Annotated in this window: 16 protein-coding genes, 1 tRNA gene and 1 pseudogene; 2 read left to right on the top strand and 16 right to left on the bottom strand. The window is 69.9% G+C overall.

Going from position 1 to position 19,496, the window contains the following annotated elements; genetic code table 11:
* Window positions 1-133: 133 nt before the first annotated feature.
* From eda to accD, 10 genes and pseudogenes are all read right to left on the bottom strand, one after another.
* Window positions 134-775, bottom strand: a complete 642-nt coding sequence (gene eda, locus QM699_RS06545) for a bifunctional 4-hydroxy-2-oxoglutarate aldolase/2-dehydro-3-deoxy-phosphogluconate aldolase (RefSeq protein ID WP_415010364.1) — start codon at window positions 773-775, stop codon at window positions 134-136.
* 17 nt (window positions 776-792) lie between these two features.
* Window positions 793-2,604: a phosphogluconate dehydratase gene (gene edd / locus QM699_RS06540; RefSeq protein ID WP_415010363.1), complete on the bottom strand. Its 1,812-nt coding sequence runs from the start codon at window positions 2,602-2,604 to the stop codon at window positions 793-795.
* Window positions 2,605-2,617: 13 nt separating this feature from the next.
* Window positions 2,618-3,292, bottom strand: coding sequence for a 6-phosphogluconolactonase (pgl, locus tag QM699_RS06535; RefSeq protein ID WP_415010362.1), 675 nt, complete (start codon window positions 3,290-3,292; stop codon window positions 2,618-2,620).
* Window positions 3,293-3,305: 13 nt separating this feature from the next.
* Complete coding sequence (gene zwf, locus QM699_RS06530; RefSeq protein ID WP_415010361.1) at window positions 3,306-4,763, bottom strand: glucose-6-phosphate dehydrogenase; 1,458 nt, start codon at window positions 4,761-4,763, stop codon at window positions 3,306-3,308.
* Window positions 4,764-4,773: 10 nt separating this feature from the next.
* On the bottom strand, window positions 4,774-5,700 hold the full coding sequence (locus QM699_RS06525) for a carbohydrate kinase family protein (protein WP_415010360.1): 927 nt from the start codon (window positions 5,698-5,700) through the stop codon (window positions 4,774-4,776).
* Window positions 5,701-5,908: 208 nt separating this feature from the next.
* Window positions 5,909-6,052: a hypothetical protein gene (locus QM699_RS06520; protein WP_415010359.1), complete on the bottom strand. Its 144-nt coding sequence runs from the start codon at window positions 6,050-6,052 to the stop codon at window positions 5,909-5,911.
* Window positions 6,053-6,219: 167 nt separating this feature from the next.
* Window positions 6,220-7,875 carry an alpha-amylase family glycosyl hydrolase gene (locus QM699_RS06515; protein WP_415010358.1) on the bottom strand — a complete coding sequence of 552 codons (1,656 nt, stop codon included), beginning with the start codon at window positions 7,873-7,875 and terminating at the stop codon, window positions 6,220-6,222.
* 90 nt (window positions 7,876-7,965) lie between these two features.
* The gene (uppS, locus tag QM699_RS06510; protein WP_415010357.1) at window positions 7,966-8,703 is read right to left on the bottom strand and encodes a polyprenyl diphosphate synthase; all 738 of its coding nucleotides are present in this window, start codon (window positions 8,701-8,703) and stop codon (window positions 7,966-7,968) included.
* Window positions 8,704-8,819: 116 nt separating this feature from the next.
* Window positions 8,820-10,107: pseudogene (locus QM699_RS06505) on the bottom strand (bifunctional folylpolyglutamate synthase/dihydrofolate synthase).
* Between the two features lie 7 nt (window positions 10,108-10,114).
* Window positions 10,115-11,035 carry an acetyl-CoA carboxylase, carboxyltransferase subunit beta gene (gene accD, locus QM699_RS06500; protein WP_415010356.1) on the bottom strand — a complete coding sequence of 307 codons (921 nt, stop codon included), beginning with the start codon at window positions 11,033-11,035 and terminating at the stop codon, window positions 10,115-10,117.
* Window positions 11,036-11,379: 344 nt separating this feature from the next.
* Between accD and QM699_RS06495 the strand changes: the two genes are divergently transcribed.
* On the top strand, window positions 11,380-13,131 hold the full coding sequence (locus QM699_RS06495) for a PHA/PHB synthase family protein (RefSeq protein ID WP_415010355.1): 1,752 nt from the start codon (window positions 11,380-11,382) through the stop codon (window positions 13,129-13,131).
* A gap of 72 nt (window positions 13,132-13,203) precedes the next feature.
* Here QM699_RS06495 and QM699_RS06490 read toward each other — a convergent pair whose 3' ends face one another.
* The 6 genes from QM699_RS06490 to QM699_RS06465 form a co-directional block, all read right to left on the bottom strand.
* Window positions 13,204-14,112: an SMP-30/gluconolactonase/LRE family protein gene (locus QM699_RS06490; protein WP_415010354.1), complete on the bottom strand. Its 909-nt coding sequence runs from the start codon at window positions 14,110-14,112 to the stop codon at window positions 13,204-13,206.
* 28 nt (window positions 14,113-14,140) lie between these two features.
* Window positions 14,141-15,403, bottom strand: coding sequence for a 3-oxo-tetronate kinase (otnK, locus tag QM699_RS06485; RefSeq protein WP_415010353.1), 1,263 nt, complete (start codon window positions 15,401-15,403; stop codon window positions 14,141-14,143).
* Window positions 15,400-16,176, bottom strand: a complete 777-nt coding sequence (gene otnI, locus QM699_RS06480) for a 2-oxo-tetronate isomerase (RefSeq protein WP_415010352.1) — start codon at window positions 16,174-16,176, stop codon at window positions 15,400-15,402. Before otnI ends, otnK begins: the two co-directional genes overlap by 4 nt.
* Complete coding sequence (ltnD, locus tag QM699_RS06475) at window positions 16,176-17,096, bottom strand: L-threonate dehydrogenase (RefSeq protein WP_415010351.1); 921 nt, start codon at window positions 17,094-17,096, stop codon at window positions 16,176-16,178. The genes otnI and ltnD overlap by 1 nt, the downstream gene beginning before the upstream one ends.
* A gap of 216 nt (window positions 17,097-17,312) precedes the next feature.
* Window positions 17,313-18,722 (bottom strand): type I glutamate--ammonia ligase, encoded by a 1,410-nt coding sequence (gene glnA, locus QM699_RS06470; RefSeq protein ID WP_415010350.1) that lies wholly within the window; start codon window positions 18,720-18,722, stop codon window positions 17,313-17,315.
* Between the two features lie 47 nt (window positions 18,723-18,769).
* Window positions 18,770-19,108 carry a P-II family nitrogen regulator gene (locus tag QM699_RS06465; protein ID WP_415010349.1) on the bottom strand — a complete coding sequence of 113 codons (339 nt, stop codon included), beginning with the start codon at window positions 19,106-19,108 and terminating at the stop codon, window positions 18,770-18,772.
* Window positions 19,109-19,402: 294 nt separating this feature from the next.
* Between QM699_RS06465 and QM699_RS06460 the strand changes: the two genes are divergently transcribed.
* Window positions 19,403-19,487, top strand: a tRNA-Leu gene (locus tag QM699_RS06460).
* Window positions 19,488-19,496: the final 9 nt, after the last annotated feature.

Raw genomic sequence — 19,496 nt, 5'->3', positions numbered from 1 at the left:
GCCCTGCCGCCGAAATCTCCACCCCTCGCGGCTTTCGACGGGTCTGAGGCCGTCCGGCCCGGAGAACTGTCCACCGGAGAGTTTTCCAGTCGGGCCGGAACTCGCAGGCAGAGCCCGCCTCGGTCGCTCAAGGTCATCCCCTGAGCTGGCTCGCCTCGCGGGCCAGCCGCTCCACCTCGTCCCAGCGGCCGTCGGCGAGCAGGCTCGCCTCGCAGACCCAGGAGCCGCCGACGCAGAGCACGTTGGGCAGCGCGAGGTAGGTCGGCGCCGACTTCACGGTGATGCCGCCGGTCGGGCAATAGCTCATCTGCGGCAGCGGCCCGGCGTAGGACTTCAGCGCCGGCGCACCGCCGTTCGCCTCGGCGGGGAAGAACTTCGCCACGCTGTAGCCGCGTTCGAGCAGGCGCATCGCCTCCGAGACCGTGGCGGTGCCGGCGAGCAGCGGCAGCTCCTCGTCCTCGCAGGCCTTGAGCAGCGAATCGGTCAGCCCCGGCGAGACGCCGAAGAGCGCGCCCGCCGCCTTTGCCGCCCGCACGTCGGCCGGCGTCAGCAGCGTGCCGGCGCCGACGACACCGCCCTCGACGTCGGCCATGGCACGGATCGAGTCGAGCGCGGCGGGGGTGCGCAGCGTCACCTCCAGCACCGGCAGGCCGCCGGCCACCAGCGCCTTGGCGAGCGGCTGGGCGTGGGCCACCTCCTTGACGACGATGACCGGGATCACCGGCGCAAGGCCGCGAATCTCGCGGGCGTAGGCCGAAGCGTCCTCGGGGGTCATGCGGGCTCCTTCCCGGATCAGGCGAAAAGCGGCGTCGCGCCGGCTTCGGCCGGCCCGACGTGGTTGCGGAAGACGTCGAACAGCTCGCGGCCGGTGCCGAAGCCGTTCTCCACGAGATCGGGCCGCACGTTCGGCCGGTCGAGCGCTCCGGGCGTCAGCACGTCGAGCGTGCCCTTCACCGCGTCGACCCGTACGACGTCGCCGTCATGCAGCCGGGCCAGCGGCCCGCCGTCCAGCGCCTCGGGGCTGACGTGGATCGCCGAGGGCACCTTGCCGGAGGCGCCGGACATCCGACCGTCGGTGACGAGCGCCACCTTCAATCCGCGGTCCTGCAGCACGGCGAGCACCGGCGTCAGGCTGTGCAGCTCCGGCATGCCGTTCGCCTTCGGACCCTGGAAGCGGACGACGACCACGGTGTCCGAGACGAACTCGCCCGCCTTGAACGCCGCCTTCACGTCGCCCTGGTCGGCGAAGACCCGTACCGGCGCCTCGATGATGTGCCGCTCCGGCGCGACGGCCGAGACCTTCATCACCCCGGTGCCGAGGTTGCCGCGCAACCGCTTCACCCCGCCGGTCGGCTGGAACGGATCGGACGCGGGGCGCAGGATCTTGTCGTTCAGCGTTTCGCCGGACCCCTCGCCCCAGACCAGCGCGCCGTCGATCAGCTTCGGCTCCTGCGTGTAGCGCGACAGCCCGTCGCCCGCGACGGTGCGCACGTCCGGGTGCAGCAGGCCGGCGCCGAGCAGCTCGCCGATCATGTAGCCGAGCCCGCCCGCGGCGTGGAAGTGGTTCACGTCGGCGAGGCCGTTCGGATAGACCCGCGCCATCAGCGGCGTGGCGTCGGAGAGATCGGCAAAGTCCTCCCAGTCGAGCACGATGCCCGCCGCCTTCGCCATGGCGATCAGGTGGATGAGCAGGTTGGTCGACCCGCCGGTGGCGTTCAGCCCGACGATGCCGTTCACGAACGCCCGCTCGTCGAGGATGTCGCAGACCGGCGTGTACTCGTTGCCGAGCGCCGAGATCGCCAGCGCCCGCTTCGCCCCCTCGATGGTCAGCGCGTCGCGCAGGGGCGTGTTCGGGTTGATGAACGACGAGCCCGGCAGGTGCAGGCCCATGAACTCCATCAGCATCTGGTTGGTGTTCGCAGTGCCGTAGAAGGTGCAGGTGCCCGGCCCGTGGTAGGAGGCCATCTCGGCCTCCATCAGCTTGTCGCGGCCGACCTCGCCCGTGGCGAACTGCTGGCGCACCTTGGCCTTCTGGTCGTTCGGGATGCCGCTCGTCATCGGGCCGGCGGGCAGGAACACGGTCGGGATATGCCCGAACGTCGCCGCGGCGATGACGAGGCCGGGCACGATCTTGTCGCAGACCCCGAGGAAGACCGCCGCGTCGAAGACGTTGTGGCTGAGCGAGATGCCCGCCGCCATGGCGATCACGTCGCGCGAGAAGAGCGACAGCTCCATCCCCGCCTGTCCCTGGGTCACGCCGTCGCACATGGCGGGCACCCCGCCCGCCACCTGCGCGGTGCCGCCGACCTCGTGCGCCGCACGCCGGATCAGCGCCGGATAGACCTCGTAGGGCTGATGCGCCGAGAGCATGTCGTTGAAGGCGGTGACGATCCCGAGGTTGCCCGCCGTCCCGGCCGCGAGGCGCGCCTTGTCGTCGCCGGGCATCGCCGCGTAGGCGTGCGCCTGATTGCCGCAGGTGAGGTGCGCGCGCGCCGTGCCCTCGTCGCGGGCGCGGGCCATGCGGTCGAGGTAACGGCGGCGGAGCGGCTTCGAGCGCTCCACGATGCGGTCGGTGACGTGGGCGACGGTGGCGTGGAGCGTCATGGCTACCCTTCCCTTACGCGGCGTAGTGGACGGTGACGGGGCAAGGCGCGGTCAGGACGGCGCGCACGGGCGCCGCCTCGGCGGGGCCGTCGGCAAGGGCGGTCTCGAGCGCGGCGAGCTTGTCGGGTCCGGTGATGAGGATGTGGATCACTGACGCGGCACGTAGCACCGGCGCGGTCAGGGTCAATCGCGCCTCCGGCTGGCTCGGCGGCGTGATCTCCAGCACGACCGGCGCGTCGGGCGCCAGCGCGGCGGCAAGCTCCGGCGCGCCGGGAAACAGCGAGGCGGTGTGCATGTCCGCCCCCATACCGAGCACCAGCACGTCGAGGGGCAGCACCGCCTGCACGCGCTTTTCCAGCGAGCCGACCATCGGCTCGTGCAGCGCGATCAGCTCGGCGCCCGCGGCGGCGTTCCGGATCAGCGTCTCGGCGATGAGCCGGTGGTTCGAACGCGCGCTGAACTCCGACACCCGCCGCTCGTCGGTCGGCAGGACGCGCACGTCCGGCCACGGCAGGTCCGCCTCCGACAGCGCCGACAGGAACGGCCCCGGCGTGGTGCCGCCCGGCACGGCGAGCGTCGCCTTGCCATGCGTCGCGTGCGCCGCGCGCAACTGGTCCGCGACCAGAGCGGCGAGATCACGCATCAGCGTGTCACGGTCGGGATACTCCTGGCGCGCGACCTCGATCATGCGAGCTTCCCTCTCACGCCGCGATCTCCCGCCACAGGTGCCCGTCCGTCCCCGTCAGCTTGTAGACGTCGATCGGCCCGGCGCTGCCCGGATCGTAGGGCAGCGGCCGCGAGCCCGACTCGTCCCAGGCATTCAGGATCGGGTCGGCCCAGGCCCAGGCCGCTTCCACCTCGTCGCCGCGCATGAACAGCGTCTGGTTGCCGCGGATCACGTCCATGATCAGCCGCTCGTACGCCTCGGGCAGGTCGCCGTCGGCCCCGAGCGTGTTGGCAAAGGTCATGTCGAGCGGCACCTCGACCAGCCGCATGCCGCCCGGCCCCGGCTCCTTGATCGCGACGCGCAGGGTGATGCCCTCGTTCGGCTGCAGCCGGATGATGAGCGCGTTGCCGCGCAGCGCATCCACCTGCGGGAAGATCGTGTGCGGCGGATGCTTGAACACGACGCAGATCTCGCTCATCCGCGCCGAGAGCTTCTTGCCGGTGCGCAGGTAGAACGGCGTCCCGGACCAGCGCCAGTTCGAGACGTGCACGCGCAGCGCCACGAAGCTCTCCGTCCGGCTGTTCGGGTCGCCCACATGCTCGAGATAGCTGGCATCGCCACCGCCGGCGCGATACTGGCCGCGCACCGTGTCGGAGATCTTCAGCGGATCGAGCGCGCGGATCACCTTCAGCTTCTCGTCGCGCACGGCGTCGGGGTCGAACTTCGACGGCGGCTCCATGGCGGTCAGGCACAGGAGCTGCATCATGTGGTTCTGCACCATGTCCCGCATGGCGCCCGACTTGTCGTAGTAGGCGCCGCGACCGGCGACCCCGATCGATTCCGCCACGGTGATCTGCACCTGCTCGACGTAGTGCGAGTTCCACAGCGGCTCGAACAGCGCGTTGGCGAAGCGGATCGCCATCAGGTTCTGCACCGTCTCCTTGCCGAGATAGTGGTCGATGCGATAAATCTGATGCTCGTCGAAATGCTGCTTCAGCTCGACGTTCAGCGCCTTTGCCGAGGCGAGGTCATGGCCGAGCGGCTTCTCGACCACGATGCGGCTCTCCGGCGTGGCGATGCCGCTCTGCGCCAGGCGCGCGGCGATCGGCCCGAACAGCGACGGCGCGACCGAGAGATAGAACGCCCGGACGCTCGCCGGCTTTTCCTCGAGCTTCTTGCCCAGCGCCGCCCAGCCGGCCTCGCCGGTGGCGTCGACCGCCACATAGTCGATGGCGTTGATGAATTCGTCGAGGGTCTCGGGCTTCTTGTGCTTCGGCTCGACGAACTGCTCCAGCGCGTCCCGGACGGACTTGCGGAACTCGGCCTTGTTCATCTTGGAGCGCGCCGCGCCGATCACCCGGCTGCCGGCGGGCATCTGGCCGACCAGCATCCGGCGATAGAGGCTCGGCAGGATCTTTCGGTGCGAGAGATCGCCCGTGGCGCCGAAGATCACCAGGTCGAACGGCTGGACGGGGATGACGGTCGAAACCATGCGCTGTCCTTCAGTCGGAGAGATCGGAGGCCCGCGGCAGATCGGCGCCGCGGCGGGAGCAGGTGATGGCCGCGGCCCGCGCGGCGTAGTCGAGGACCCGCGCCAGCCCGTCACGGTCGAGCGCGTCGAGCGCCGCCACCGGCCCCTCAGGATGGCGGTCGAGCTGGGCGATGAGCGACGCCTGGAACGTGTCGCCGGCGCCAACCGTGTCGATCACCGTCACCGTCGGCGGCGTCGCGCTGGCATGTGCCCCGCGGGCGGTCCAGCCATGCGCCGCCTCGCCGCCGTCGGTGACGACCACGAGCTTCGCGCCGCGGCGCAGCACGTCGTCGGCAAAGCTGTCGGCGCTGCGGCCGGGCCAGAGCAGCTCCAGATCCTCGGCGGAAATCTTCACGAGGTCGGCGCAGGGGAAGAGCACGTCGAGGCGCGCCCGCCAGATGTCCATGTCCGGCACCACCGTCGGGCGCACGTTCGGGTCGATCGAGATGAAGCGGCGGCGGTTCGCCAGCGCGAGCGCCGCCATCGCGTCCCCGACCGGGCTCGCCGCGATCGAATACGAGCCGAAGTGCAGGCCGGTGATCTCCGGCCCGAGCTCGGGCAGGTCGACGGGCGTGACGCCGGTGTCGGAGCTGTCGTAAAACTGGTAGGCCGGCACGCCCTTGTCGTCGAGGCCGACGAGGCTGATCGTCGTCGGCCGGTCGGTCGGGATCATGTAGGTGCCGGCGACGCCTTCGGCCTCGAGCACCGCGCCCAGACGCTGGCCGAGCATGTCGCGCGACAGGCCGGACAGCATGGCGACGGGACGGCCGAGCCGGGCAAGGCCGATCGCCACGTTGAACGGCGAGCCGCCGGCGCGCGCCGCATAGGTGGCCGCCCCCGGCCCCGCCTCGCTCTCGAGGAAGAAATCGAACAGGGTGTCGCCGCAGACCAGGAACATCGACCGTCTCTCCCCTCGGCCAGAGACGCTCCCTCACGGGCGCCCCGACAGACTTCACCCGACCCTCGTATCCGGCGCAAGGCCCACACGCGTCGGACGCGTCGGCGACCGCACCGTCGGAGTCGGTTCATGCCGCGTAATTAATCACTCTCGCTGAAGAATTCAACTGGCTTTATCGTATGGGTATGCCTTTTGCACGCTTGGCCGCTCATATCTGGCGTGCTTCGGCGAGAACGCGCTCGGCAATGTGCTGCGGCAAATCACGTACTGTCGGCACATCCACTCGAATCCCCGGCAACTCCTCCAGTTCGTCCTGAAAGCCCCCGAGTTCGAACAGAGTCGTCTCAGGCATTCGGATCAACGAGAAGGCCGAGATCGCTGCCGGCGGTATCCATCCCGCGTGCGGTCGATCCGTAGCGTGCCGCCGCCGCATGAACAGCCGGGCGGCACGCCGAAAGGATCAGCGAGGGGCGCTGCGCAGAAGAGGCTGTCACCCGTGCCAATCCGCTGACCTCCTCCTTACCCTCGCCGTGCGAACAGCGCCTGTACCGGCGGCAGTTCGGCATTGCCGCCGACGATCGCGCCGGCGAAGCCGCTGTCCTCGATCGGCCGCCAGTCTCCCGCCGGCAGTTCGATGCTCACCGGATCCGGGCCGAGGTTGAACGCGCAGAAGATCGCCTCGTCGCCGTCGCCGCGCACGTAGGACACCAGCGTGTCCGTGGTCCGGTGCAGCGCGAAGCTGCCCTTGGCGAGAACCGGATGCGCCTTTCGCCACGCCAGCATCCGGCGATAGGTCGAGAGCATCGACTCCGGATCGCCCTCCTGCATCGCCACCGACATCCGCAGGTGCTCGAGCGCCACCGGCAGCCACGGCTTTGCATCGCTGAAGCCCGCGTGCATGTTGTCCGACAGCCACGGCATCGGCGTGCGGCAGCCGTCGCGGCCGCGGTACTTCGGCCAGAAGCGCTTGCCGTAGGGGTCCTGCAGCTCCTCGTACGGCACGTAGGCCTCGGTCAGGCCCAGTTCCTCGCCCTGGTAGAGGCAGACCGAGCCGCGCAGGCTGAGCAGGATCCCGAGATAGACGTGCAGCTGCGCCGCATCGAGCGACCAGCGCGTCGCATGCCGCTCCACGTCGTGGTTCGAGAACGCCCAGCACGCCCAGCCGTCGGCCGCGACCGTCATGAACTTGCGCAGCACCTGCCCGACCCGGCGCCCCGAGGGCGGCTCCACCGACAGGAACTCGAAGGCATAGCACATCTGCATGAGATCGTCGCCGCGGGTGTACTCGCCCATGATCTCCATGCCGCGCTGCGCATCGCCCACCTCGCCGACGCAGGCGGTGTCGCCGAACTCGCCCATCAGCGCGCGCAGCCGCTGGAGAAACCCGATCATCTCCGGCCGGCTCTTGTCGTAGAGATGTTCCTGCCAGTTGTAGGGGTTGACCTTCGGCGCGGTGGAATAGTCGCGCCGGTCCTCCGGCAGGGGCGGATTGTCCCGCAGCTCCTTGTCGGCAAAATAGAAGTTGATCGTATCGAGCCGGAAGCCGTCGACGCCCCGCTCCAGCCAGAAGCGCGCGACGGCGAGCAGCTCGTCCTGCACCTCCGGCTCGTGGAAGTTGAGGTCCGGCTGCTCCTTCAGGAAGTTGTGCAGGTAATACTGCATCCGCTCGCTGTCCCACTCCCAGGCGGAACCGCCGAAGATCGACAGCCAGTTGTTCGGCGGCGTACCGTCCTCCTTCGCGTCGGCCCAGACGTACCAGTTGGCCTTGGCGTTGTCGCGGCTGCCCCGGCTCTCGCGGAACCAGCGGTGCTGGTCGGAGGTGTGGCTGAGCACGAGGTCGATCATCACCCGGAGCCCGAGGCTGTGCGCCCGCTCGATCAGCGCGTCGAAGTCGGCGAGCGTGCCGAACATCGGGTCGACGTCGCGATAGTTCATCACGTCGTAGCCGAAATCCAGCATGGGCGACGGGAAGAACGGCGAGATCCAGATCGCATCCACCCCGAGCTGCGCCACGTAGGGCAGCCGGTGGATGATGCCGGTCAGGTCGCCGACCCCGTCGCCGTTCGAGTCCTGGAACGACCGGGGGTAGATCTGATAGATGACGGCCCCCCGCCACCAGTCGTGATCGGTGGGGAGCGGCCTGTTCTCATGGGTGACGATATGCGGTGCGACCATCTTCTGCCCCCGGCGGTGATCCGGCCGCCAAGCTAGCGAGCGCCGGAGCGAAGCGCCAGCACCGCCGCGCGCGATCGCTTCAGGCGCGCGTCAGGGGCGTGCGACGGCGGCCGGCGGCGGTGGCGTGTCGGCCGTGAAGCGCCGGGCGCGGTGCGCCTCGATCAGGTCGGCGAAATGCCGCACGGTGAAGTCCGGCCACGAAATCGACGGAAAGTCGTACTCCGCATGGGCCCCCTGCCACAGCAGGAAGTTCGAGATGCGGACCTCGCCCGACGTGCGGATGATCAGGTCCGGGTCCGGCAGGTCGCGCGTGTCGAGCGCCTCCGCGAGGCGGCTCTCGCAGATCGCCGAGGGCGGCAGCGTGCCGTCGGCCACCTGCTGCGACAGCGCCCGCACCGCGCGCGTCAGCTCGTCGCGGCCGCCGTAGTCGATGGCGATCGAGAGGTTGAGCCCGTGGCACTGCCGCGTCTCCTCCTCCAGCCGTGCCATCAGCTCGCGCAGCGGCGCCGGCAGGCGGTGCCGCATCCCGAGAAACCGCACCCGCACCTCGTTGCGGCGCAGCCCCGCCATCTTGCCCTGGATATAGGTGTGGAAGATGCGCATGAGCCCCTCCACCTCGGCGAGCGGCCGGCGCCAGTTCTCGGTGGAGAACGCATAGAGAGTCAGATGCGTCACCCCGAGCGAGGGGCAGACCTTGACGATCTCGCTGACCCGCCGCGCGCCGCGGGCATGCCCGGCAACGCGGGCGAGGCCCCGAGCCTCGGCCCATCGGCCGTTCCCATCCATGATGACCCCGACATGAAACGCCGGGGCGGCCGCGTGCTGCATTGCGTCATTCACCTGCCCGATTGGCGCTCAGTATGCCGGAAGCGCGAACGCGGCAACAGCGCAGTTCGCCCGTGTGTGTCAAAACTTGGCGAGGCACGCGGATGTTACGGAATGTTTCACCCGTTCTCGCGAAGTACCCGGCCCGCCAGGTAGAGCGATCCGCAAATCACGATGCGACAATCTGGGCGGCCATCCGGCGCCCGCGCCACGATGTCGCGAATCGCCGCCGCCGGATCCGTCGCCTCCCGCGCGTCGGCGAAGCCGACAGACCGGGCCGCGGCAACCGTCTCGGCGGCGGTAAGCGTCGCCGGCTCGCCCTCGATCGTCACCCCGTGGAGCGAGTCGGCTACCGGAGCAAGGTGCCGCAGGAAGCCGGCCGCGTCCTTGGTCCGCAGCATCCCGACCACCAGATGCGCCGGCCGGCGCGGCAGCCGGCCGAGCGCCTCGGCCAGAGCCGCCCCCGCGGCCGGGTTGTGCCCGCCGTCGAGCCAGACCTCCGCGCCCCCCGCCGCCTCGACCAGCGGCCCGTCGCGCAGGCGTTGCATCCGCGCGGGCCAGTCGGCGTTGGCGAGTGCCGCGGCACAGGCGGCCTCGCCCATCCCGAGTGCGCGCAGCGCCGCGAGCGCCGTGCCGGCGTTCTCCACCTGATGCGCCCCGATCAGGCGCGGCGGCGGCAGGTCGAGCAGCCCCTGCACGTCGAGGAACGCCACGCGCCCGTGCTCCTCCCAGACCTGCCAATCCTGCCCCTCGACCATCAGCGGCGCCAGCATCCGCGCAGCGCGCGCCTCGATCACCGCCAGCGCCTCCGCCGGCTGCCGCGCCACGATGCCGAGACAGCCGCGCTTGAGAATTCCCGCCTTGGCGCGGGCGATCTCGGCCAGCGTCTCGCCGAGATATTGCTGGTGGTCGATCGAGATCGGCGTGATGACCGCAAGGCGCGGCCGCTCGATGACGTTCGTCGCGTCGAACTCGCCGCCCAGCCCCACCTCGAGCAGCGTCCAGTCCGCCGGCGTCTCGGCCATGGCGAGGAAGGCCGCCGCCGTCGTCACCTCGAAGAAGGTGATCGGCGCGCCCCCGTTCGCCGCCTCGCAGCGCTCCAGCGCGTCGAGCAGGCGCTCCTCCGGGATCAGCTCCCCGGCAATGCGGATGCGCTCGTGAAACCGCGCCAGATGCGGCGAGGTATAGACGTGCACCTTCGCCCCGGTCGAACTCGAGCCCGGCGCGGATCATCGCCACGGTCGAACCCTTGCCGTTGGTGCCCGCGACATGGATCACCGGCGGCAGCCGCCGCTCCGGGTGCCCGAGGGCGGCGAGCAGCCGCTCGATCCGCCCGAGCTCCAGGTCGATCACCTTGGGGTGCAGCCGCGTCAGCCGCTCGAGCACCCGGTCGCTGTGGACGCTCAAGATCGGCTCAGGGTGCGGCGGGCGCGTCGAAGGTCGCCTCGTCCGGCGACGGCGGCGCAAGATCCCCGCGGACGTAGGGCGGGCTCGCGGTCAGCAGCCGCAGCACCGTCGCGATCTCGTCGCGCAGCGCCTGCCGCGGCACCACCTTGTCGATCATCCCGTGCTCGAGCAGGTACTCCGCCCGCTGGAAGCCCTCGGGCAGGGTCTCGCGGATCGTCTGCTCGATCACCCGCGGCCCGGCAAAGCAGATCAGCGCGCCCGGCTCGGCGAACTGCACGTCCCCGAGCATGGCATAGCTCGCCGTCACCCCGCCGGTCGTCGGATGCGTCAGCACCACGACATAGGGCAGCCCCGCCTCCTTCAGCATCTCGACCGCCACGGTGGTGCGCGGCATCTGCATCAGGCTGAGGATGCCCTCCTGCATCCGCGCGCCGCCGGCGGCGGCGAACACCACGAGCGGGCACTTGCGCTTCACCGCCCGCTCGGCGGCGGCGACCAGCGCGTTGCCGACGTACATGCCCATCGAGCCCGCCATGAAGGCAAAGTCCTGCGCGGCGCAGACCGTCTTCAGCCGGCCGATGTCGCCCTCGGCCACCAGCATCGCCTCGGCCTCGCCGGTCTTCTTGCGGGCCTCGCGCAGCCGGTCGGGATACTTCTTCTGGTCCTTGAAGCCCAGCGGATCGGCCAGCGGCTTCGGCACCGGCACCTCGACGAAGACCCCGCCGTCGAACAGCGCGGCAAACCTGTCGCGCGGGCTGATCGCGAGATGGTGGCCGCAGTTGGTGCAGACGTTGAGGTTGTCGGCCAGCTCGCGGTGGAACAGCATGGTGCCGCAGGCGTCGCACTTGACCCACAGGTTCTCCGGAACCTCCCGCCGCGAGAACAGCGAGTTGATCTTCGGGCGGACGTAGTTGGAGATCCAGTTCATGCGGGGCCGGGCTCCTGGAGGCGCAAGCGTCGGGCCTAGATAGAACCCGCCCCCTCCGATTGCAATCCGCCGGCCAGCGCCGCCGGGACCGCTCGGCCGACGACCCGCGGGACGCAGCCTTCCGCCTTCCTCTTGCTGAAAATACTCTCGGGGTGAACTGGCCGCAGGCCAGGAGGGGGCGGAAAGCCCCCTCGCGACGCCGGCCAAGGCGCACCGACGGCCGCGCCCGGGCGCGAGGCCGCACAGGCGGCGCCTGCCGCAGAGCCTCTGGCGCTCCCGCCGCTGCCTGCTTTAAGGCTTTGTCGAGAGACCCCCCGCACGGGACGGGGTCCGGAGGAGACGCCATGGCCGCCGACGACACCGACCGCACGCCGAATCCTTGGGAGCTCGTGCTTCGCGCCCAGCGGATCGCCCTGCGCGCCCAGACCACATCCCTCGCCTGGGCGAGCGGCCGCGATTTCTCGATCGTCGACGCCAAGAGCGTGAGCGAGGCGTTCCTCAAGGCGGGCCAGGAGCTTGCCGAGCGGCCGATGGCGATCGCCACCGCGCAGCAGGAAGCCTGGACCGGCGCCACCCGCGCCTGGCTCGGCGCCTTCGCCGGCGAGAGCAAGCCGACCAAGGACCGGCGCTTCCGCGACCGGCGCTGGGACGAGGATCCGGTCAGCCGCGGCATGCGCGACGCCTATCTCGCCATCGAGGACGCGGTCGACGGTCTGGTCGCGACCCTGCCCAAGGGCTCGAAGGAAGCGCTCCGGGTCGAATTCTATACCCGGCAGTTCCTGAGCGCGCTCTCGCCCGCCAACTTCCTGATGCTGAATCCCGCCGCCCGCGACCGCTTCGTCGAGACCGAGGGGCGCAGTCTGCTTGACGGCTTCGAGAACCTGCTCGACGACCTCGAAGCGGGCGACGGCCGCCTCGACATCTCGACGAACGACCGCGCCGCCTTCGAGGTCGGCCGCGATCTCGCCACCACGCCGGGCAAGGTGATCTACCAGAACGAGCTGATGCAGCTCATCCAGTACGAGCCGCGCACCGAGACCCAGCGGGCGACGCCGATCCTCTTCGTGCCGGCCTGGATCAACAAGTACTACATCCTCGACATGCGCCCGAAGAACAGCCTCGTGCGTTACATGCTCGACCGCGGCCACTCCGTCTTCGTCATCTCGTGGATCAACCCGACCAAGACGCATGCCGACATGTCGTTCCAGGACTACATGCACCGCGGCCCGCTCGCCGCGCTCGACGTCATGGCGAAGGTCACGGGCGAGCGGCGCGCCAATGTCCTCGGCTTCTGCATCGGCGGCATCCTCGTCACCTGCACCCTCGCCTACCTCGCGGCCAAGGGCGACGACCGCATCGCCGCGGCGACGACGCTCGCCACCATGGTCGACTTCGCCGACGTGGGCGAGGTCGGCGTCTTCGTCGACCGCGACCGGCTGAAGGCGCTCGCCGAGCACATGGAGGGCACCGGCTACCTCGAGAACCACCACCTGCAGGACATGTTCTCGATGATCCGCGAGAACGATCTCGTCTGGTCGTTCCACGTGATGAACTACCTGATGGGCCGACGGCCGCCGGCCTTCGATCTGCTGTACTGGAATTCCGATTCCACCCGCCTGCCCGCGCAGATGCTGCTGTGGTATCTCGAGAAGGTCTATATCGAGAACGGCCTGCGCCGCCCCGGCTATCTCTCGCTCGACGGCACGCCGATCGACATCGGCAAGATCAAGACGCCTTGCTTCATCCTCGCCACCAAGGAGGACCACATCGCGCCGTGGCGGTCGGTCTATCCCGCGACCCAGCTCTTCGGCGGCGAGGTGCATTTCGTGCTCGGCGGCTCGGGTCACATTGCCGGCGTGGTCAACCCACCGGCGGAAAAACCGAAATACGGCTACTGGACGCGCGAGGACCATCCCGCCGACCCGAACGAATGGCTTGCGGGGGCGAGCGCCACGGAAGGCTCGTGGTGGCCGCTGTGGGCCGACTGGCTCGAGTCCAAGGACACCGCCGAGCGCGTGCCCGCGCGCAAGCCCGGCGGCGGCAAGCTGAAGCCGATCGAGGACGCCCCGGGCTCCTACGTCCTCATCCGCGGCTGACGTGCGGCGCCGGCCTCGCGTCGCGCGCGAGGCCGGCGCTCCCTCGCGGTCGGCGAAGGCGCGCGCCCGCGCTCAGCCGAACCGCCGCGCCCCGTTCACCTGCAGGTAGACCGAATAGAGGCTCTGCGTCGCGGTGATGTAGAGCCGGTTGCGCTTCGGGCCGCCGAACTCCACGTTCGACACCACTTCCGGCACCCGGATCTTGCCGAGCAGCGTCCCGTCCGGCGCGTAGCAATGCACCCCGTCCGCCGCGCTGGTCCAGATGTTGCCCAGCCGGTCGAGCCGGAAGCCGTCGAACAGCCCCGCCTCGCAGGTGGCAAACACCCGCCCGTTCGCCAGGCGATCGCCCTGCACGTCGAACACCCGGATATGCCGCGGCCCGTCCTCGGCGTGCGTCGCCCCGGTGTCGGCAATGTAGAGCTGCCGCTCGTCGAGGCTGAAGGCGATGCCGTTCGGCCGCACGAAGTCGGTCGCCACCGCCGTCACCGTCCCGTCGGTCCCGACCCGATAGACGTGGCAGCCGCCCGCCTCCGGCTCCGACATGTGCCCTTCGTAGTCGCAGTCGATGCCATAGGCCGGATCGGTGAACCACACCGAGCCGTCCGAGCGCACCACCGCGTCGTTCGGCGAATTCAGCCGCTTGCCCTCCACCCGGTCGGCAATCACGCTGACCGAGCCGTCATGCTCGCGCCGCGACACCCGCCGCCCGCCGTGCTCGCAGGCGATCACCCGCCCCTCCCGATCGAGGGTGTGCCCGTTCTGAAAGCCGCACGGGCTGTCGAAGATCGAGACGCCCCCGTCGGTCTCGTCATAGCGCAGCACCCGGTCGTTCGGGATGTCGGAAAACAGCAGGTACTTGCCCGCCGGCACGTAGACCGGCCCCTCGGTCCAGCGGGCGCCGGTCCAGAGCTTTTCCACGTGGACGTTGCCGAGGACGAGCGCCTTGAAGCGCGGGTCGAGGATCTCGAACCAGTCGGTCATCATGCAGGTGTCTCCCCAAGGTGGTTTGTCAGAGTTGGCCGAGCGCGCGCTCGAAGAAGTCGGCGCCGCCGAAGTTGCCGGACTTCAGCGCCATGGCGAGCGGCCGCGCGCGCCCCAGCGTCGTGAGCGCCGGGACGCCGGGCGCGATTTCCGGCCCGACGCGAAAGCCGGCGATCCCGAGCCGGTCGACCACCGCGCCCGAGGTCTCGCCGCCCGCGACCACCAGCCGCGTCACCCCCGCCGCCACCAGCCCCTCGGCCAGCGCCGCAAGGCCCGCCTCGATCGCGGCGCTCGCGGCCGCGCGGCCGTGGCGCGCCTGCACCGCGGCCACCGCCGCCGGATCGCCGCTCGCCGCGACCAGCACCGGCCCGGCGTCGAGCCGCGCCAGCGCCCAGGCCAGCGCCTCCCGCGTGTCCCCGCCGCTCGTCACCAGCGCATCCGCGTCGAGCCGCAGCACCGGCATCCCCCGCGCCGCCACGGCCACCTGCTCCAGCGAGCGGGCAGAGCAGCTGCCGACGAGGATCGCGCTCGGTCCCGTCGTCGGCCCCGTCGGAGATCCCACCGGCGCGGCGGCCTCGAGCGCCCCCCCGGCCACCACGCCTCGCGCCAGTCCGAGGCCGAGGCCCGAGGCGCCGATGGAGACCGGCATCGCCAGCGCCGCCCGGCCCAGCGCCTCGAGGTCGGGCTCGGCCACCGCGTCGGCGATCACCGCGCGCGCCCCCTGCCCCGCCAGCGCCGCCAGCCGCCGCGCGATCGCCGCGTCTCCCGTCCGGATCGTCGCCAGATCGAGCAGCGCCACGGGGTCGGCCATCTGCCGGGCCAGCACGCGCACGAGATTCGCGTCGTGCATCGGATTGAGCGGGTGCGTGCGGAGCGAGCTTTCGCTCAGGAGCACGTCCTCGACGAAGAGATGCCCCTTGTAGACCGTGCGCCCGGTCTCCGGGAACGCCGGCGTCACCGGCGCCAGCGCGGCCCCGGCCCGCGCGCACAACGCCGCCGTCACCGGACCGATGTTGCCCGCGTCGGTCGAATCGAACGTCGAGCAAATCTTGTACATCACATGGCCGAAGCCGCGGGCCTGCAGCCAGTCCCATGCCTGCGTCGCCGCTTCGACCGCTTCCGCCGCGGGGACGGAGCGGATCTTCAGCGACACGACCAGCGCCTCGGCCCCGCTCACGTCGAGCCCGTCCGGCACCCCGATGGTCTGAACCGTCGCCAGGCCCGCCTTCGCCCAGGTGTTCGCCAGGTCGGATGCGCCGGTATAGTCGTCGGCGATCGCCGCGAGCCTCATCGCGTTCTCCACGGCTGGAACCAGCCGAGCCCCGCCTCGGTCGTCGTCCGAGGCACGTACTCGCAGCCGACGAAGCCGTCGTAGCCCGTTGCGTCGATCATCTCGAAGACGAACGGCCAGTTCAGCTCCTCGCCATCGGGCTCATGGCGCGACGGCACGCTCGCGACCTGCACATGGCCGACCAGCGGCAGCAGCCGGCGAAACGACATCGCCACGTCGCCGTGCAGGATCTGCTGGTGATAGACGTCGTACTGCAACCGCACGTTCGGCGCGCCCGACTGGAGGATCAGCCGCTCCGCCAGCGCGAAGTCGTTCAGGAAATAGCCCGGCATGTTGCGGCCGTTGATCGGCTCCAGCAGCAGGTCGAGCCCGTGGTCGGCGAGGCGCCCCGCCGCGTGCTCGATCGCGCGGGCATAGGCCGACAGCGCCACCGGGTCGCGGCTGTCGGCAAAGCCCGCCATCATGTGCAGCCGGGTCGCGCCGCTCGCCAGGGCATACTCGATCCCCTGCCCGACGCTCGCCTTCAGCGCATCGAAGCGCGCGGGATCGCTGGCGAGCCCGCGGTCGCCCGCCTCCCAGTCTCCCGGCGCGAGATTGAAGAGCGCGAGCGTCAGCCCGTCGCGTTCCAGCGTCTGCGCCAGCCGCTCGGGCGTCAGCGCATAGGGAAACAGGCACTCCACCGCCTTGAAGCCCGCGGCCGCGGCGGCGGCGAAGCGATCGGGAAACGCCACCTCGTTGAACATCATCGTCAGGTTGGCGGCAAAGCGCGGCATCACGCGCCTCCCGGCAGCGTCACGCCCGAAAGGCGGGCATAGACCCGTGCGAGCGAGGAGTCGTCGTCGCGGCCCATCCCCGCCCCCGCGGCGGCGAGATACATCTGCAGCGCGGCGGCGGCCAGCGGCGCGGGATAGCGCTCCGTCCGCGCCATGTCCTGCACGATGCCGAGATCCTTGACGAAAATCTCCACTGAGCTCAGCGGCGCATAGTCGCCCGCCAGCACGTGCGGCACGCGGTTCTCGAACATCCACGAGTTGCCGGCCGAGCCGGTGATGACCTCGTAGACCGTGGCGAGGTCGAGGCCGAGCTTGCCCGCCAGCGTGATCGCCTCGCAGGCGGCGGCGATGTGCACGCCGGCGAGCAGCTGGTTCACCATCTTCATCGAGGCGCCGACACCGGCCCGATCGCCGAGGCGATGCACCTTGACCGCCACGGCATCGAGCACCGCCGCCGCCCTGGCGAACGCCGCTGCCGAGCCGGAGGCCATGACGGTCAGCTCGCCCTGCGCCGCCCGGGCGGCCCCGCCGGAGATCGGCGCGTCGAGGTAGACGAGGCCCGCATCCTCGCAGCGCCGGGCCAGCGCCTCGGCATCGCCGGGCGACATGGTGGCCGACGAGACAACAACGGCCCCGGCCGGCGCCACAGCGGCGGCACCATCCCGGCCGAACAGCACGTCCGAGGTCTGCGCCGCGTTCACCACCACGGTCAGGATCGCGCCCGCCCCCTCGGCCGCCTCCGCAGGGGTGGTGCAGGCGCGCCCCCCCGCCGCCGCCAGCCGCTCGAGCGCCGGCTGCGCCAGGTCGCAACCCGCGACGGCAAAGCCCGCCTTGCGCAGCGACAGGGCCATCCCGAGTCCCATGGAGCCGAGCCCGATCACGGCCACCGCAGTGGCGGGCGGTGTGCCGGCGTCGCTCATTGAGTCACCCTCCCGTTGCTGCCACGCGTCGACCCTTCGGGCGCGCACGATCTTGCGCCACACGTTCCACGGCCGCGCGGCGTCTGCAACAGGTTTAGGACGGGATCAGGACCGGAGGCGGCGGTGGCAGGAGCCCCGGGCGATCCGGCAGCGGCCGGGACGCGAAGGCGCCTCCTGAAACGATCGAGGGGCCCGAAAAGGCCCCCCGAAGCTCGCTCAGAGCGAGTAGTACATCTGGTATTCGACCGGATGGGGCGTGTGCTCCATCATGTACACTTCGGGCCACTTCAGCGCGATGAACGCCTCGATCTGGTCCTTGGTGAACACGTCGCCGTGCAGCAGGAACTCGTGGTCGTTCTCGAGCGTGGTCAGCGCCTCGCGGAGCGAACCGCACACGGTCGGGATCTCGGCCAGCTCCTCGGGGGGCAGGTCGTACAGATCCTTGTCGGCCGCGGCGCCCGGATCCATCTTGTTCTTGATGCCGTCGATGCCGGCCATCAGCAGCGCCGAGAACGCGAGGTAGGGGTTCGCGCACGGATCGGGGAAACGGGCCTCGACGCGCTTCGCCTTCGGGCTCTCAGACCACGGGATGCGGATCGAGGCGGAGCGGTTGCGCGCGGAGTAGGCGAGCAGGACCGGCGCCTCGAAGCCCGGGATCAGCCGCTTGTAGCTGTTCGTCGTCGGGTTCGAGAAGGCGTTGATGGTCTTGGCGTGCTTCAGGATGCCGCCGATGAACCACAGCGCCTCGTTCGACAGGTCGGCATACTTGTCGCCGGCGAAGACCGGCTTGCCGTCCTTGAAGATCGACATGTTGACGTGCATGCCCGAGCCGTTGTCGCCGTAGTACGGCTTCGGCATGAACGTCGCGGTCTTGCCATAGGCGGCGGCGACCTGCTGCACGACGTACTTGTACTTCAGGATGTTGTCGGCCTGCGCGGTCAGCTTGCCGAAGATGATGCCGAGCTCGTGCTGGGCCGACGCCACCTCGTGGTGGTGCTTGTCGACCTTCATGCCCATCCGCTTCATCGTCGAGAGCATCTCGCCGCGGATGTCCTGCGCCGCATCGACCGGCGGCAGCGGGAAGTAGCCGCCCTTGACGCCCGGCCGGTGGCCGGAGTTGCCCATCTCGTAGACGGTATCGGTGTTCCAGGCGGCGTCCATCGCGTCGATCTGGAAGCTGACCTTGTTCGGCACGTTCGAGAAGCGCACGTCGTCGAACAGGAAGAACTCCGCCTCCGGCCCGCAGTAGAACGCGTCGCCGATGCCGGTCTGCTTCAGGTAGGCCTCGGCCTTCTGCGCGGTGCCGCGCGGGTCACGCTCGTAGGGCTCGTTGGTGTCGGGCTCGAGCACGGTGCAGTGGATGCAGAGCGTCTTCTCGGCGTAGAACGGATCGACGTAGGCCGAGCTCGGGTCGAGCATCAGCTTCATGTCCGACTTGTCGATGCCCTTCCAGCCGGCGATCGACGAGCCGTCGAACATCATGCCTTCGTCGAAGAGATCTTCGTCGACGAGATCCGCGTCCACCGTGACGTGCTGCAGCTTGCCCTTCGGATCACAGAAGCGAAGGTCGACATACGGGATGTCGTCGTCCTTCAGGGACTTCAGAACGGATTTCTGGTCGCTCATCTCGATTCCTTGGTTGAGAGACTGACGTGTGTCACGAGCGGCGCGCCTCAGAGCGCGTCGTTGCCTTCCTCGCCGGTGCGAATGCGGATCGCCTGCTCGACATGGCTGATGAAAATCTTGCCGTCGCCGATCTTGCCGGTCTTCGCGGCGTTGATGATCGCCTCCACCGCGGCGTCCACCTGGTCGTCCGCGAGAACGACCTCGATCTTCACCTTGGGCAGGAAATCGACCACATACTCCGCGCCGCGATAGAGCTCGGTATGGCCCTTCTGCCGGCCGAAGCCCTTCGCCTCGATGACGCTCAGGCCCTGGATGCCCACTTCCTGCAGCGCCTCCTTCACCTCATCGAGCTTGAATGGCTTGATGATGGCTTCGATCTTCTTCATCCGGGGCCCCCGACCGTTATGCCTCGCGGCGACACGTCGCCAAGATCGGCGCCCGGGAAATCAGCTTGGCCGGGGGGATTCAATGCGACTAGGCCCGTCGCGTGGAACCCTCCCGGAAGAATCCGGCGCCTGTGCCACGGAATTGACCAGATTGCCCAACCTTTGGGCAAGCGGAGAAGCCGGACGGGGGGTGGATTTTTCGCTCGCGCGGGTCCGGCGGCTCTGCTAGAGAGCGGCCTCTCACGCGATCGAGGGCCCCTTGCGGGCCGGCGCCGGCGTGGGATGCCGCGGCTCGCGGGCGTGGCGGAATTGGCAGACGCACCAGATTTAGGTTCTGGCGCCGCAAGGCGTGGGGGTTCAAGTCCCTCCGCCCGCACCAGATGGAACA

Origin of the sequence: Amaricoccus sp., from assembly GCF_047602525.1 — a bacterium.
GTDB lineage: Bacteria > Pseudomonadota > Alphaproteobacteria > Rhodobacterales > Rhodobacteraceae > Amaricoccus.
Note: the sequence above shows the minus strand (reverse complement) of the source record. Positions and strands in the feature narration are given on the sequence as shown.

Bases quoted from the DNA above. Each gene is read 5' to 3' on its own strand.
- eda (WP_415010364.1), bottom strand. From the start codon at position 775: ATGACCCCCGAGGACGCTTCGGCCTACGCCCGCGAGATTCGCGGCCTT.
- edd (WP_415010363.1), bottom strand. From the start codon at position 2,604: ATGACGCTCCACGCCACCGTCGCCCACGTCACCGACCGCATCGTGGAG.
- pgl (WP_415010362.1), bottom strand. From the start codon at position 3,292: ATGATCGAGGTCGCGCGCCAGGAGTATCCCGACCGTGACACGCTGATG.
- zwf (WP_415010361.1), bottom strand. From the start codon at position 4,763: ATGGTTTCGACCGTCATCCCCGTCCAGCCGTTCGACCTGGTGATCTTC.
- QM699_RS06525 (WP_415010360.1), bottom strand. From the start codon at position 5,700: ATGTTCCTGGTCTGCGGCGACACCCTGTTCGATTTCTTCCTCGAGAGC.
- QM699_RS06520 (WP_415010359.1), bottom strand. From the start codon at position 6,052: ATGCCTGAGACGACTCTGTTCGAACTCGGGGGCTTTCAGGACGAACTG.
- QM699_RS06515 (WP_415010358.1), bottom strand. From the start codon at position 7,875: ATGGTCGCACCGCATATCGTCACCCATGAGAACAGGCCGCTCCCCACC.
- uppS (WP_415010357.1), bottom strand. From the start codon at position 8,703: ATGCAGCACGCGGCCGCCCCGGCGTTTCATGTCGGGGTCATCATGGAT.
- accD (WP_415010356.1), bottom strand. From the start codon at position 11,035: ATGAACTGGATCTCCAACTACGTCCGCCCGAAGATCAACTCGCTGTTC.
- QM699_RS06495 (WP_415010355.1), top strand. From the start codon at position 11,380: ATGGCCGCCGACGACACCGACCGCACGCCGAATCCTTGGGAGCTCGTG.
- QM699_RS06490 (WP_415010354.1), bottom strand. From the start codon at position 14,112: ATGACCGACTGGTTCGAGATCCTCGACCCGCGCTTCAAGGCGCTCGTC.
- otnK (WP_415010353.1), bottom strand. From the start codon at position 15,403: ATGAGGCTCGCGGCGATCGCCGACGACTATACCGGCGCATCCGACCTG.
- otnI (WP_415010352.1), bottom strand. From the start codon at position 16,176: ATGCCGCGCTTTGCCGCCAACCTGACGATGATGTTCAACGAGGTGGCG.
- ltnD (WP_415010351.1), bottom strand. From the start codon at position 17,096: ATGAGCGACGCCGGCACACCGCCCGCCACTGCGGTGGCCGTGATCGGG.
- glnA (WP_415010350.1), bottom strand. From the start codon at position 18,722: ATGAGCGACCAGAAATCCGTTCTGAAGTCCCTGAAGGACGACGACATC.
- QM699_RS06465 (WP_415010349.1), bottom strand. From the start codon at position 19,108: ATGAAGAAGATCGAAGCCATCATCAAGCCATTCAAGCTCGATGAGGTG.